Source organism: Methylorubrum zatmanii (genome assembly GCF_014845115.1).
Classification (GTDB): Bacteria; Pseudomonadota; Alphaproteobacteria; order Rhizobiales; family Beijerinckiaceae; genus Methylobacterium; species Methylobacterium zatmanii.
This window is the reverse complement of record NZ_NKUI01000199.1, coordinates 1-13,610: the sequence shown is the minus strand read 5'-3', so window position 1 is coordinate 13,610 and position 13,610 is coordinate 1. Positions and strand designations below refer to the sequence as shown.

General features: G+C 68.6%; 12 protein-coding genes and 2 pseudogenes. 6 read left to right on the top strand and 8 right to left on the bottom strand.

Features of this window, described 5'->3' with window-relative positions:
• Positions 1-185: 185 nt before the first annotated feature.
• The 6 genes from MZTS_RS20855 to MZTS_RS20830 all read left to right on the top strand — a co-directional run bounded on the left by MZTS_RS20855 (position 186) and on the right by MZTS_RS20830 (position 8,360).
• Complete coding sequence (locus MZTS_RS20855; protein ID WP_192285268.1) at positions 186-1,403, top strand: serine hydrolase; 1,218 nt, start codon at positions 186-188, stop codon at positions 1,401-1,403.
• 534 nt (positions 1,404-1,937) lie between these two features.
• The gene (locus MZTS_RS20850; RefSeq protein WP_192285266.1) at positions 1,938-2,411 is read left to right on the top strand and encodes a formate dehydrogenase subunit gamma; all 474 of its coding nucleotides are present in this window, start codon (positions 1,938-1,940) and stop codon (positions 2,409-2,411) included.
• Positions 2,408-3,967 (top strand): NADH-ubiquinone oxidoreductase-F iron-sulfur binding region domain-containing protein, encoded by a 1,560-nt coding sequence (locus MZTS_RS20845; protein WP_192285265.1) that lies wholly within the window; start codon positions 2,408-2,410, stop codon positions 3,965-3,967. Before MZTS_RS20850 ends, MZTS_RS20845 begins: the two co-directional genes overlap by 4 nt.
• Before the next feature lie 11 nt (positions 3,968-3,978).
• Positions 3,979-6,831 carry a formate dehydrogenase subunit alpha gene (fdhF, locus tag MZTS_RS20840; RefSeq protein WP_192285264.1) on the top strand — a complete coding sequence of 951 codons (2,853 nt, stop codon included), beginning with the start codon at positions 3,979-3,981 and terminating at the stop codon, positions 6,829-6,831.
• 212 nt (positions 6,832-7,043) lie between these two features.
• The gene (locus tag MZTS_RS20835) at positions 7,044-7,334 is read left to right on the top strand and encodes a formate dehydrogenase subunit delta (protein WP_009865332.1); all 291 of its coding nucleotides are present in this window, start codon (positions 7,044-7,046) and stop codon (positions 7,332-7,334) included.
• A gap of 90 nt (positions 7,335-7,424) precedes the next feature.
• Positions 7,425-8,360 carry a LysR substrate-binding domain-containing protein gene (locus MZTS_RS20830; RefSeq protein ID WP_192285263.1) on the top strand — a complete coding sequence of 312 codons (936 nt, stop codon included), beginning with the start codon at positions 7,425-7,427 and terminating at the stop codon, positions 8,358-8,360.
• A gap of 195 nt (positions 8,361-8,555) precedes the next feature.
• Here MZTS_RS20830 and MZTS_RS20825 read toward each other — a convergent pair whose 3' ends face one another.
• The 8 genes and pseudogenes from MZTS_RS20825 to MZTS_RS20790 all read right to left on the bottom strand — a co-directional run.
• A complete protein-coding gene (locus tag MZTS_RS20825) occupies positions 8,556-9,002 on the bottom strand; it encodes a hypothetical protein (RefSeq protein ID WP_192285267.1) in 447 nt (148 codons plus the stop codon).
• Positions 9,003-9,076: 74 nt separating this feature from the next.
• Complete coding sequence (gene obgE / locus MZTS_RS20820) at positions 9,077-10,111, bottom strand: GTPase ObgE (protein ID WP_192285262.1); 1,035 nt, start codon at positions 10,109-10,111, stop codon at positions 9,077-9,079.
• Between the two features lie 36 nt (positions 10,112-10,147).
• A complete protein-coding gene (locus MZTS_RS20815) occupies positions 10,148-10,627 on the bottom strand; it encodes a hypothetical protein (protein ID WP_192285261.1) in 480 nt (159 codons plus the stop codon).
• On the bottom strand, positions 10,624-11,220 hold the full coding sequence (locus tag MZTS_RS20810) for a GNAT family N-acetyltransferase (RefSeq protein WP_192285260.1): 597 nt from the start codon (positions 11,218-11,220) through the stop codon (positions 10,624-10,626). Before MZTS_RS20810 ends, MZTS_RS20815 begins: the two co-directional genes overlap by 4 nt.
• Positions 11,221-11,408: 188 nt before the next feature.
• Complete coding sequence (gene rpmA, locus MZTS_RS20805; protein WP_009866400.1) at positions 11,409-11,675, bottom strand: 50S ribosomal protein L27; 267 nt, start codon at positions 11,673-11,675, stop codon at positions 11,409-11,411.
• A 115-nt stretch (positions 11,676-11,790) separates the two neighbouring features.
• Positions 11,791-12,099, bottom strand: a pseudogene (gene rplU, locus MZTS_RS20800) (50S ribosomal protein L21); the annotation flags it as partial.
• 219 nt (positions 12,100-12,318) lie between these two features.
• Positions 12,319-13,251 (bottom strand): pirin family protein, encoded by a 933-nt coding sequence (locus tag MZTS_RS20795; RefSeq protein ID WP_009866402.1) that lies wholly within the window; start codon positions 13,249-13,251, stop codon positions 12,319-12,321.
• A gap of 47 nt (positions 13,252-13,298) precedes the next feature.
• Positions 13,299-13,601 (bottom strand): annotated as a pseudogene (locus MZTS_RS20790) (ATPase); the annotation flags it as partial.
• Between the last annotated feature and the right edge of the window lie 9 nt (positions 13,602-13,610).

The following is a 13,610-nucleotide window of genomic DNA, read 5'->3' as shown; positions in this document are numbered from 1 at the left end:
CTGCTCTAGCACGGGCGGCCGGCGCGACAAACCGGCGACACCGGAACCAACGCCGGGGGCCCGGCGGCCCATCCCCGGGCCGGCGCCGCAACGCGCCCGGTGGCGGGCGGCGGGGCGGGTTGTGGCCCTCCGCTGCCTCTCGCTACACGAGGGGGCGGAGACGCGTGGGAGGACCGGGCATGCCGATCGAGGTCGAAACGAATCCCAAGGAAGTCGGGCTGTGTCCCGACCGGCTGGAGCGGGTCGATGCCTGGATGCGGCGCTACGTCGAGACCGGGCGCCTCGCCGGCCTCTCGGTCGCCGTGATGCGCGGTGGCAAGACCGCCTTCTTCCGCGCCCACGGCCAGGCCGACCTCGCCCGGAGCAGGCCGTTCACCGCCGACACGATCCTCCGCATCTACTCGATGACGAAGCCACTGACCTCGCTGGCGGTGCTGATGCTCTACGAGGAGGGCCGTTTCCAGCTCGACGACCCGGTCAGCCGCTTCCTGCCCGAATTCACCGAGATGCTGGTGATGACCGGCGGCAACCGGGCGAGGCTGGAGACGGAGCCAGCGCTGCGCGCCATCACCATCCGCGACCTGCTCACCCATACCAGCGGCCTGACCTACGGCTTCATGGAGGCGACCCTCGTCGATGCGCTCTATCGCCGGGACGAGATCGACTTCCAGACCTCGAACCTGCCCCTCGGCGAGCTGGTGGCAAGGCTGGCCCGGCAGCCATTGCTGGCGCAGCCCGGAACCGAGTGGAACTACTCGGTGGCCACCGACGTGCTCGGCCATCTCGTGGCGGTGGTCTCCGGCCAGGATTTCGGGGAGTTCATGCGCGCGCGCATCCTGCGCCCGCTGAGGATGCACGACACCGACTTCTTCGTGCCGCAGGAGAAGCGGGACCGCTTCGCCGCCAATTACGCTTTCGACCGGGAGGGCCGTCTTCGCCTCTACGACGACAGCGTCGGCAGCCGCTTCCTGACGCCGCCTCCCCTGGCCTCGGGCGGCGGCGGCCTCGTCTCGACGGCCGGCGACTACCTGCGCTTCTGCCGTATGATCCTGAATCTCGGCGAACTCGACGGCGTGCGCCTCCTCGGCCGCAAGACCGTCGAGCTGATGCTGACGAACCACCTGCCGGGCGATCTCGCCGCCATGGGGCAGCCGCGCTTCGCCGAATCCTCCTATGCCGGCATCGGCTTCGGGCTCGGCGTCTCGGTGATGCTCGATCCGGCGCGCGCCCAGATCGTCGGCACGCCGGGCGAGGTCTCGTGGGGCGGGGTGGCGAGCACCTCCTTCTGGATCGACCCGGACGAGGACATGGCGGTGGTGCTGATGACCCAACTCGTCCCCTCCTCCGCCCTGCCCCTGCGGCGCGAGTTGCGGGTGCTGACCTACGCCGCGCTGGAGTCCTGATACCGACTCCGATCGATCGGAGCGGGTTGCGTCTCAGCCAGCCCACGCGGCGTGTGAGCGAAGCCCCAATCCGCCATCCCGAAGGGATCACCGGATTTGGGATGAGACCGGTCGCGCTCCCGGCCGGCGCCGCCGGACTTCGGTCTTTCATCCCCGATCCCCGCCGTCACGGCGGGCATGGCTGCCGCCCGCGCGATGCACGGGTCGCACGAACCCCCGCTCGCAAGACGAACTCGGTTGCCGTCGTCCCCGGCGCCCAACCTGTCCGGGGGCTCATCGCAGGTTGTCGAACGTCTTGATGGAAAAGGCACTCTGGCTCCGGCTCGGGTGCAGGGGGACGGCGCAAAAATGCCGACAAGAAAAGTTTGAAGCAGAATTCAAAAATTTTTTGATCCCCGTTCGCGGGAATGATGCACTGCAAATCGACCCGTTTGATCGAAAAATTTTGTCGTTTCACGCGACAGCTTGATTGAACTTTAGTGCCGACTTTGGTTGGATCTGGCCTTAGAACAAAACCAAGTTGGGCAGGAAAACATGGCTAGTCCCGAGCCTTGGAACGCCACGCGGGCCGCTGGGATCGTCGCCGAGTTGAAGACTCTCGAAGGCGCGACTCTCCCTATATTGCATGCTCTGCAGGAGACGTTCGGCTACGTCGACGCGGAGGCCGTGCCGATGATCGCCGACGCTCTGAACCTCTCCCGCGCCGAGGTTCATGGCTGCCTGACCTTCTACCACGATTTCAGGCGTGAGCCGCCGGCCGGCCGGCACCACGTCAAGCTGTGCCGGGCCGAGGCCTGCCAGGCGATGGGCTCCGATCGCCTGCACGGCGAGATCCTCTCCCGCATGGGCTGTGATTGGCACGGCACCAGCGCCGACGGCGTGACCGTCGAGCCGGTCTACTGCCTCGGCCTCTGCGCCAATGGCCCGGCCGCCCTGGTCGATGACGAGCCCCTCGCCCGCCTGACGAGCGAATCCCTCGACGCCGCCCTCAAGGAGGCCCGCGCGTGAGCATCACCGTCTACGTCCCGCAGGATGCCGTCGCCCTGGGCCTCGGTGCCAACCGCGTCGCCCGCGCGATCTTCTCCGGCGCCGAGCGTCGCGGCCTCGATGTGCGCATCGTCCGCACCGGCACCCGCGGCCTGCTCTGGCTGGAGCCCATGGTCGAGGTGGCCACGCCCGAGGGCCGCATCGCCTACGGCCCGGTGACCCCGGCCGATGTCGAGGGTCTGCTGGAGGCCGGCCTGACCGAGGGCGGCGAGCACCCGCTCCGTCTCGGCGATCCCGAAAAGATTCCGTTCCTGGCGCGTCAGCACCGCATCACCTTCCAGCGTTGCGGCGTGGTCGATCCGGTCTCGGTCGAGGATTACCGGGCCCATGGCGGCTATCGCGGCCTGGAAGCCGCGCTGAAGCTCGATGCCGAGGGCATCGTCGCCCAGGTGCGCGATTCGGGACTGCGCGGGCGCGGCGGCGCCGGCTTCCCGGCCGGCATCAAGTGGAACACGGTGATGCTGGCCAAGTCGGACCAGAAATACGTGGTCTGCAACGCCGACGAGGGCGATTCCGGCACCTTCGCCGACCGGATCATGATGGAGGGCGACCCCTTCAACCTGATCGAGGGCATGACCATCGCCGCCGTCGCGACGGGGGCCACGCGCGGCTACATCTATTGCCGCTCCGAGTATCCGCAGAGCTTCAAGACCCTGCGCGACGCGATCGCCAACGGCGTGAAGGCCGGCGTTCTCGGCGACAACATCCTGGGCAGTGGCAAAAACTTCCACCTGGAAGTGCGGCTCGGCGCCGGCGCCTATATCTGCGGCGAGGAGACCTCGCTGCTGGAGAGCCTGGAGGGCAAGCGCGGCATCGTCCGGGCCAAGCCGCCGATCCCGGCGCTGAAGGGCTTCCTCGGCAAGCCGACGCTGGTCAACAACGTGATGACCTTCACGGCGGTGCCGTGGATCATGGAACACGGCGCCAAGGCCTATGCCGAGTACGGCATGGGCCGCTCCCTCGGCACCCTGCCGATCCAGCTCGCCGGCAACATCAAGCATGGCGGCCTGATCGAGTACGCCTTCGGCATCACCATCCGCCAGGTCATCGACGAGTTCGGCGGCGGCACGGCCTCGGGCCGGCCGGTGCGGGCGGTGCAGGTCGGCGGTCCGCTCGGGGCCTACTTCCCCGACGACCTGCTCGACACCCCCCTCGATTACGAGGCGATGGCGGCCAAGAAGGGCCTCGTCGGCCATGGCGGCATCGTGGTGTTCGACGACACCGTGGACATGGCCAAGCAGGCCCGCTTCGCCTTCGAGTTCTGCGCCACCGAATCCTGCGGCAAGTGCACCCCCTGCCGCATCGGCGCCACCCGCGGCGTCGAGACCATGGACAAGGTGATCTCCGGCATCCGCCCGGAGGCCAATCTCAAGCTGGTCGAGGATCTCTGCGAGATCATGACCGACGGTTCGCTCTGCGCCATGGGCGGCCTGACGCCGATGCCCGTGATGAGCGCCATCACCCATTTCCCCGATGACTTCCGGCGCGCGGGCGATCTGCCCGTCGCGGCCGAATGAGGAGGCCACCGATGACCCTCATCAAGGAAATCGACTACGGCACCCCGATCCGGCTCAACGAGCAGACGGTGACGCTGACCATCGACGGCGAGAGCGTGACGGTGCCCGCCGGCACCTCGGTCATGGCCGCCGCCATGCACATGGGCACCAAGATCCCGAAGCTCTGCGCCACGGATTCGCTGGAGCCCTTCGGCTCCTGCCGCATGTGCCTCGTGGAGATCGAGGGGCGGCGCGGCACGCCCGCCTCCTGCACCACCCCGGCCGAGAACGGCATGGTCGTGCACACGCAGTCGGACAAGCTGCACCGCCTGCGCAAGGGCGTGATGGAGCTCTACATCTCCGACCACCCGCTCGACTGCCTGACCTGCGCCGCCAACGGCGATTGCGAGCTGCAGGACACGGCGGGCCAGGTCGGCCTGCGCGACGTGCGCTACGGCTATGACGGCGACAACCACGTCAAGCCGTCCTCCGACCGTTACCTGCCCAAGGACGAGTCGAACCCCTACTTCACCTACGACCCGTCGAAGTGCATCGTCTGCAACCGCTGCGTCCGCGCCTGCGAGGAGACGCAGGGCACCTTCGCGCTCACCATTGCCGGCCGCGGCTTCGACAGCCGCGTGGCGGCGGGTCCGACCAACTTCATGCAATCGGAATGCGTGTCCTGCGGCGCCTGCGTCCAGGCCTGCCCGACCGCGACCCTGCAGGAGAAGACGGTCCACCAATACGGCCAGCCCGAGCATTCCGAGGTGACGACCTGCGCCTATTGCGGCGTCGGCTGCGCCTTCAAGGCCGAGATGCAGGGGGACCGGGTCATCCGCATGGTGCCGTACAAGGGCGGAAAGGCCAATGAGGGCCATTCCTGCGTCAAGGGCCGCTTCGCCTACGGCTACGCCACCCACAAGGACCGCATCACCAAGCCGATGATCCGCGAGAAGATCACGGATCCGTGGCGCGAGGTCTCCTGGGAGGAGGCGATCAACCACGCCGCCTCCGAGTTCAAGCGGATCCAGGCCAAGTATGGCAAGGACTCGGTGGGCGGCATCACCTCGTCCCGCTGCACCAACGAGGAAGCCTACCTCGTCCAGAAGCTGGTGCGCGCCGCCTTCGGCAACAACAACGTCGATACCTGCGCCCGCGTCTGCCACTCGCCGACCGGCTACGGCCTGATGTCCACGCTCGGCACCTCCGCCGGCACCCAGGACTTCAAGTCGGTCGAGGAATCCGACGTGATCCTCGTCATCGGCGCCAACCCGACCGACGGTCACCCGGTCTTCGGTTCGCGCATGAAGAAGCGGCTCCGTGAGGGCGCCCGCCTCATCGTCGCCGATCCGCGCAAGATCGATCTGGTGAAGTCGCCCCACATCAAGGCCGACCATCACCTGCCGCTCAAACCCGGCTCCAACGTCGCCTTCATCAACGCCTTCGCCCACGTCATCGTCACCGAGGGCCTGATCGCCGAGGATTATGTCCGCGAGCGCTGCGACCTCGCCGAGTTCGAGTCCTGGGCCCGGTTCATCGCCGAGGAGCGCAACTCGCCGGAAGCGGCTGAAGCCATCACCGGCGTCGATCCGCAGGAGATCCGCAAGGCGGCCCGCCTCTACGCCACCGGCGGCAACGCGGCGATCTATTACGGGCTGGGCGTCACCGAGCACAGCCAGGGCTCGACCATGGTGATGGGCATGGCCAACATCGCCATGGCCACCGGCAACATCGGCAAGGTCGGTGCCGGCGTGAACCCGTTGCGCGGCCAGAACAACGTGCAGGGCTCCTGCGACATGGGCTCGTTCCCGCACGAGCTGACCGGCTACCGCCACGTCTCGGACGACGCCACCCGCGAGAGCTTCGAGGCGATCTGGGGGGCCAAGCTCGACAGCGCGCCGGGCCTGCGCATCACCAACATGCTGGACGAGGCCGTCGGCGGCTCGTTCAAGGGCATGTACATCCAGGGCGAGGACATCGCTCAGTCAGACCCCGATACCCATCACGTTACCTCCGGCCTCAAGGCCATGGAGTGCATCGTGATCCAGGACATCTTCCTGAACGAGACGGCGAAATACGCCCACGTCTTCCTGCCGGGCGCCTCGTTCCTGGAGAAGGACGGCACTTTCACCAATGCCGAGCGGCGCATCAGCCGCGTGCGCAAGGTGATGGCGCCGCTCGGCGGCTACGGCGACTGGGAGGGCACGATCATGCTCGCCCGTGCGCTGGGCTACGAGATGAACTACAGCCACCCCTCCGAGATCATGGACGAGATCGCCCGGCTCACCCCGAGCTTCACCGGCGTCTCCTACCAGAAGCTGGAGGAGCTCGGCTCGATCCAGTGGCCGTGCAACGAGAAGGCGCCGCTCGGCACCCCGATGATGCACGTCGACCGGTTCGTGCGCGGCAAGGGCCGCTTCATGATCACCGAGTACGTCGCGACCGACGAGCGGACCACGGGCAAGTTCCCGCTGATCCTCACCACCGGCCGCATCCTGTCCCAGTACAATGTCGGCGCGCAGACCCGGCGCACCGAGAATTCCCGCTGGCACGAGGAGGATGTGCTGGAGATCCACCCCTTCGACGCGGAGATGCGCGGGATCGTCGATGGCGACCTCGTCTCGCTGGAGAGCCGCTCGGGCGACATCGCGCTCAAGGCCAAGGTGACGGAGCGGATGCAACCGGGCATCGTCTACACCACCTTCCACCATGCCAAGACCGGCGCCAACGTCATCACCACCGACTATTCGGACTGGGCCACCAACTGCCCCGAATACAAGGTGACGGCGGTGCAGGTGCGGCGCACGAACCGGCCCTCCGACTGGCAGGCCAAGTTCTACGAGGAAGACTTCTCGCTCACCCGCATCGCGCAAGCCGCGGAGTAATTTTTGGGGAGAGGCGGCGCGACATCCGCTCCGGCTCTCCCACCCATCCCCCTCATCCTGAGGCGCCGGAGCGAAGCGGAGGTCTCGAAGGAGGGCTCCAGACAGCGCTGCAAGTCCTGAAACCCTCCTTCGAGGCCCGCCAAGGCGGGCACCTCGGATGAGGGACAGGGGTTGGACCGAGCGCCCCGATCCAGACAAAGCCGAGTGCGGGCATGAGTGCGACGACCCCCAACGACAGACTGGTGCGGATGGCCAACCAGATCGCCTTGTTCTTCCGGTCCTATCCGGAGGACGAGGCGGTGGCGGGCATCCACAAGCACATCGTGGCGTTCTGGACGCCGAAGATGCGCCGCGACCTCGCAGCCTATGCCGACGAGGTCGGCGACCGGCTCGATGCGCTGGTGCGCAAGGCGCTGGAGGGCGAGCCCTCCAGCGAAAGCCCGGTCCGTCCGGCCACCCGCAATCCGCAACTCGCGGGCGAGGGCGCCAGCGACGCCGGGTGATGCAAGCCCTCGGTGGCTTGAGAGCGTCCCGGCCTCGTCCTACCACGATGGGCAACCGCCCTTCCCTCGGGGCGACGGGACGGCCGTGACGTGATCGACAAGCTGGAATTCCTGCTGGCGCTCGCCCGCGAACATCATTTCGGGCGCGCGGCGGAAGCCTGCGGCGTGACCCAGCAGACCCTCTCGGCGGGGGTGAAGAGCCTGGAGGACCGCTTCGGCGTGCGCCTCGTCCAGCGGGGCTCGCGCTTCCAGGGCTTCACGCCGGAGGGCGACCGGGTCCTGGCCTGGAGCCGCCGCATCGTCGGCGACACCCGGGCGATGCAGGACGACGTGGCCGCTCTGCGCCGGGGCCTCTCGGGGCATCTGCGCATTGCCGCCGTCCCGACCGCCCTGCCGATGGTGGCGGCGCTCACCACGCCGTACCGGGCGCGTTACCCGAATGTGCGCTTCAGCGTACTCTCGACCACCTCGGAAGAGATCTTCTCGCTGATCGACAACCTCGAAGCCGATGCCGGTCTCACCTATCTCGACAACGAGCCCCTCGGACGCGTCACCGCCGTGCCGCTCTACACCGAGCATTACCAGCTCCTCACGGCGGCGGGCGGGCCTTACGACGACCGGGCCAGCGTCACCTGGGCGGAGCTCGCCAAGATCCCGCTCTGCCTGCTGACGCCCAACATGCAGAACCGCCGCATCATCGACCAGCAGATGCGCGCGGCCGGCGGCGAGCCCGCGCCGACGCTGGAATCGAATTCGATGGTCGTGCTGATGACGCATGTGCGCACCCTGCAATGGGCGAGCGTGATGCCGGCGATCCTGGCCGACGCCCTCGGGCCTACCGAGGGATTGCGGGCGATCCCCATCGTCGAGCCCGACCTGCGCCACGCCATCGGCCTCGTCGCCCCCCGGCGCGACCCGGCCACGCCGATGGTGACGGCCCTGCTCACCGTCGCCCGCGCGGTGGCCCGCACCCTCGACGGCGACGATCCGGCGCCCTCGGTGCTGCACGGCTCGGGGACAGGGTAATTGAGGATCTCACAGAGGGGCATCCCTCTGGCGGGCGTCGGGCAGAGCCCGACACCTCTTCCGGGATCGGTGATTGCGTGAGGCGGCCTGTCATACGCCATCCGGTTGACCCCTTCGGGATGGCGGACGGCGTCACGCTCAAGTGCCGCGCAGGCTTGCCGATACGGTTCCCGCTCCCATCAAGCGGAAACCGGATCAGTCGCCGCGTGGAATGACGGCGCACAGCGTCAGTGGTCCGTCGTCCTTCTTCATGACCGCGCAGGTGAGACGGGCACCGGCGACCTCGACGACGCTGTGGCGCCGGCTCTGCGCCTGCTCGCGGGCCTGCCGGGTCGCCTCCCGCAACCGCTCCGGGTCGATGCCCGTGACCGCATGGCCCGCCCGCACGAACAGGTCCTCATAGGCGTCCGGCGGCGATTCGCCCCGGTACTGCGCCCCGACCGAGGAGGATTTTGCCCCGGCACAGGACAGTGTCAGCGAGGTCTGCGGGCCGGCATCGAAGCGGGCGAAGTCGGTGCTGCGCTGCGCGACCTCGGCCTTGGTGGCCGCCTGCACCCTGTCGATCAGGGCGGAGCATTCGTCCTCTGCCCGTGCGGCGGGGACGGAGGCCAGAATCAGGAGAAGGGCGAGGCTCGTACGCATGGTCTCACTGTAGAACGGAGCGGCGAAATCGGTCGCCTGCTGCGGCGTGAGGCGTAGCGCCGCTCTCCGTCGCCTCACGGATGCCAGGGCTCGGCCGGCTCCGCCGCCTCGTCGGGCGCGTCCTGCGCATCGAGCTGCGCCTGGATGGCGCGCAGGGCCTCCTGCACTCCCTGCCCCGAAGCGGCCGAGAGCACGAGCGGCTTGACCCCCGCCGCCCGCTTCAGCCGGGCGAGCTGGTCCTTCAGCGTGTCGGGATCGAGGGCGTCGGCCTTGGACAGGGCGACGATCTCGGGCTTGTCGGCGAGGCCCTCGCCATAGGCCTCCAACTCGCGCCGCACCAGCTTGTAGGCCTTGCCCGCATGCTCGCTGGTGCCCTCGACGAGGTGAAGCAGCACCCGGCAGCGCTCGACATGGGCGAGGAAGCGGTCGCCGAGGCCGACGCCCTCATGCGCGCCTTCGATCAGGCCGGGAATGTCGGCGAGCACGAATTCGCGGGCATCCGAGCGCACGACGCCCAGGCCCGGATGCAGTGTGGTGAAGGGATAATCGGCGATCTTGGGCTTGGCGGCGGTGACGGTCGCCAGGAAAGTCGACTTGCCCGCATTCGGCAATCCGACGAGGCCGGCATCGGCGATGAGCTTCAGGCGCAGCCACAGCCACATCTCCTGGCCTTCCTGGCCGGGATTGGCATGGCGCGGGGCGCGGTTGGTCGAGGTCGTGAAATAGGCGTTGCCGAAGCCGCCATTGCCGCCCTTGGCCAGCCGCACCCGCTGACCGATCTCGGTCATGTCGGCGATCAGGGTTTCGCCGTCCTCGGAGAAGACCTGGGTGCCGGCGGGCACCGTGAGCACCACGTCGTCGCCCTTGGCGCCGTGGCAGTTCGAGCCCATGCCGTGCTCACCCTTGCGGGCCTTGAAATGCTGGCGATAGCGGTAGTCGATCAGGGTGTTGAGACCCTGCACGCACTCGATCCAGACATCGCCGCCCCGCCCGCCGTCGCCGCCGTTCGGCCCGCCGAACTCGATGAACTTTTCCCGCCGGAACGAGACGCAGCCGGGACCGCCGTCGCCGGAGCGGACGTAGACCTTGGCTTCGTCGAGGAATTTCACGGTACGACCCTCGGGTTGTGAGACCGGTTGGGCCGGTCAGCTATCGGTCCGACGGCACTGGCCGTCGAGATTGAGGTACTGAACGCTGCGCAGGCCCGCCTCGAACCATCCGCCGCGATCCGGTTGGCGCCCGTTGGCACCGTGATCGCCGTAGAGGTTGATTTGGATCGCCCCGTCCGGCGAGCGCAAGGTCGGCGCCTCGCCGCTCCTGTCGTAGGTCCAGGCCGGCCGTTTGTCGAAGACGGTCTGCGTCCCGTCCGCTTCCGTCTGGAACAGCTGTCCGTACTCCGTCGCGCCCTCGGCGGGCCCGGCGAAGTAGAACCCGACCTTCGGGCTGCGGCCCACGAAATTGTAGAACTCGCAGTAGAGGCGCGTTTCTCCCGCCGGCTTCGGCGCGGGGGCCGCCGCCGGCTGGATCGGCGGAGGCGTCGCCTCGCGGGTGATCGTGACGATCAGCCCGGCAAGGGCGAGGGCCGTCAGGCCCGCGCCGATGCCGGCGACCCTGCGCGTCCTCACGCCCGGCCCTCCGGTGCGGCCTCGCGCCGGGCCAGCCAGGCCGCCCGGTCGAGGCGGAAGCTATGGCTCGGCATCGGGCCGCCCCGCGCTTCGAAGACCGGGGCCGATTCGCCCGTGCAATCGAAACCGCACTTCTCCAGCACGCGCCGGGACGCCCCGTTGCCGACCATCGCCGCGGAGGCGAGGGCCTTGCCGCCGGCATAGGAGAAATAGGCCTCCATCAGCGCGCCTGCCGCCTCCGTCATCAGCCCGTCGCCCCAGAAGGGCCGCCCGAGCCAGTAGCCGAGATGCGGCTCGGGCTCTTCCGGCCGGTCCTCGACCGAGACGATGCCGATCAGGCCAGTGGGGTTCGTCCGCCGGCAGATCGCCAGAATCAAGCCTTCGCCTGCGGTGTTGGCGGCACGTGCCCGGATCACGAAGCCCTCCGCCTCGTGCAGGGGCAGCGGCGTCGGGATCCGGGCGGTCATGCCGGCGACCGCGGGGTCGCCCGCGAGCCGCGAGACCGCCTCGGCATCCCGCGCCGTGGGCCAGCGCAGCCAGAGCCGCTTCGTCTCGATGCGAAAGACATCGTCGCGGGTGAGATCGGGAAACATGGGCGTCCGCTCAGGTGTCGGCGCCGCGGCGCCGTCCGGGACGACGAAGGGGGAGGATGGTGCCCCATCCTCCCCCGCATTCCGATCCGCCGGGCCTCTTCGAGGGAAGCCTTCAGCGACCGTCCGCCGGTTCGGTGTGGGACACCGGCGGGACGCTCGCTTCGTCGTCAGCGACAAACGTCCGCCGGTTACTCCGCGGCCTGGGCCAGCGGCACTACGGCTACGAACTCGCGCCCGCGCCGGGTCTCGAACTGCACCTTGCCCTCGACCAGGGCGAACAGGGTGTGGTCCTTGCCCATGCCGACATTGGTGCCGGGATGCCACTTCGTGCCGCGCTGGCGCACGATGATGTTGCCCGGGATCACCGACTCGGAACCGAACTTCTTGACGCCGAGGCGCTTGCCCGCGGAGTCGCGGCCGTTGCGGGACGAGCCGCCAGCTTTTTTATGTGCCATGGGATTGCTCCGGAAATTCTCTCAGATCTGCGTTCGGTCGGGCGGCCGATTACTCGGCGGCGGCCGGCTCGGCCTTCCGGGTCTTGCGCGGCTCGGCCTTCGAGGTCTTGCCGCCGGCGCTGATCTCGGTGATGCGCACGACCGTGAAGTCCTGACGGTGACCGCGGCGGCGGCGGGAGTTCTGGCGGCGGCGCTTCTTGAAGGCGATGACCTTCCGCGTGCGGCCGTGCTGGACGATCTCGCCGGTGACGCCGACACCCGACAGGAGCGGGGTGCCGATCTGGGTGGCCTCGCCGTCGGCGAACAGCAGCACGTCGCCGAAGGTCACGGAGGCGCCGGCCTCACCCTCGAGGGTGGCCACGGTGATGACGTCGTTGGCGGCAACGCGGTACTGCTTGCCGCCGGTCTTGATGACTGCGAACATCGTTGTCTCTCGTGTTCTCTGCCGACCTCCGGCACCGCGAGGCGCCTGGGCCGTCTTCTTGTTCAGGTCATCCGCGTCACCCGGGCTTGGCTTCGAGAACCGTGGCCGTGAGCGCGCGAACGCGAAACGCGCGGACTTCGTCGAGGAAGCCGCGCGGTAAGGGGCGGATAGTCTGCCGGGTCGGGCCTGTCAATGCCGGATCCGGCTCGCGCGGTCCCGTCAAGGGAGCGGGATGAACTCGGCCCGGTCGTCCGGCGGCAGGTCGAACTGCCCCTCGCCCCAGGCCCCGCGCCGCCATTCCTCCTTGGCCGCCTCGATCTTCTCGCGGCTCGACGACACGAAGTTCCACCAGATGTAGCGGGGGCCGCTCAAGGTCGCGCCGCCGAGGGCCATCAGGCGGGCACCGGACGGGCCGGCGGACACGGTGATCCGGTCACCGGGTCGAAACACCATCATGCGGCCGGCCTCGAAATCCTGCCCGGCGATCGAGATGGAGCCCTCGACCACATAGAGGCCGCGATCCTCGTGGTCGTCGGGCAGCGGGAAGCGCGTGCCGGGTGCAAGCGTCACGTCGGCATAGAAGGTCTCGGAGAAGACGTTGGCGGGCGCCCTCTCCCCGTAGGCATGGCCGAGGATGAGGCGCAGACTGACGCCGCCATCCTCGATCATCGGCAGCGTGGCCTTGCCGTGATGCTCGAAGCTCGGCGCCGCATCCTCGTGGCTCTCCGGCAAGGCGACCCAGGTCTGGATGCCGTAGAGGCTGTGGGGCGCCCTGCGGGTTTCCGCCGTCGTGCGCTCGGAATGCGTGACCCCGCGTCCGGCGACCATCCAGTTCACCGCGCCCGGCAGGATCGTCTGGTTGGTGCCCAGGCTGTCGCGGTGCTGGAACTCCCCGCGATACAGGTAGGTCACCGTCGCGAGTCCGATATGCGGGTGTGGGCGCACATCGACACCCGTGCCGGTGATGAACTCGGCCGGTCCCGCCTGATCGAAGAAGATGAAGGGGCCGACCATCTGGCGTGTGGGCGCCGGCAGTGCCCGACGCACCGCGAACCCGCCAAGATCGTGGGCGCGGGGAACGATCAGCGTCTCGATGGCGTCGATGTCGACCGTGTTCGGGCATCCAGGTTCCAGGGCGGGGTTCCAGCTCATTGATCGCCTCCTTGACCTCGTACCGGCCGACCACCGGCCCAGCCTCTCTATCGCTTCGTCAGTCCGCCGAGCACGTTCCGCAGGATCGCGTCGCCCACCTCGGTGCCGACCTTGCGCGCCATCGAGCGGGCGGCGTTGCCGAGGACCTGTTCGGCGAGGCTCGGAGGAGGGCGCCGGCCGCGGCCCCTGGATTCCCCCTTTGCGGTCCCCTTGGCGGCCCCCTTGGCTGCCCCCTCCCCGCCTCCGAAGATTCCGCCGAGCAGCCCGCCCAGCATCCCGGAGAGGCCGCCCTCGCTCTGGGCCGCCGCCTCGGCCGGAGCCGCATCGAGCTGCTTGGGCTTGGCGGGCATTCCTCAGGG

What these genes read in the sequence shown, in the direction of transcription:
- MZTS_RS20795 (WP_009866402.1), bottom strand. Translation starts at nt 13,251, where the DNA reads ATGAGCTGGAACCCCGCCCTGGAACCTGGATGCCCGAACACGGTCGAC.
- MZTS_RS20810 (WP_192285260.1), bottom strand. Translation starts at nt 11,220, where the DNA reads ATGTTTCCCGATCTCACCCGCGACGATGTCTTTCGCATCGAGACGAAG.
- MZTS_RS20850 (WP_192285266.1), top strand. Translation starts at nt 1,938, where the DNA reads ATGGCTAGTCCCGAGCCTTGGAACGCCACGCGGGCCGCTGGGATCGTC.
- rpmA (WP_009866400.1), bottom strand. Translation starts at nt 11,675, where the DNA reads ATGGCACATAAAAAAGCTGGCGGCTCGTCCCGCAACGGCCGCGACTCC.
- fdhF (WP_192285264.1), top strand. Translation starts at nt 3,979, where the DNA reads ATGACCCTCATCAAGGAAATCGACTACGGCACCCCGATCCGGCTCAAC.
- MZTS_RS20825 (WP_192285267.1), bottom strand. Translation starts at nt 9,002, where the DNA reads ATGCGTACGAGCCTCGCCCTTCTCCTGATTCTGGCCTCCGTCCCCGCC.
- MZTS_RS20835 (WP_009865332.1), top strand. Translation starts at nt 7,044, where the DNA reads ATGAGTGCGACGACCCCCAACGACAGACTGGTGCGGATGGCCAACCAG.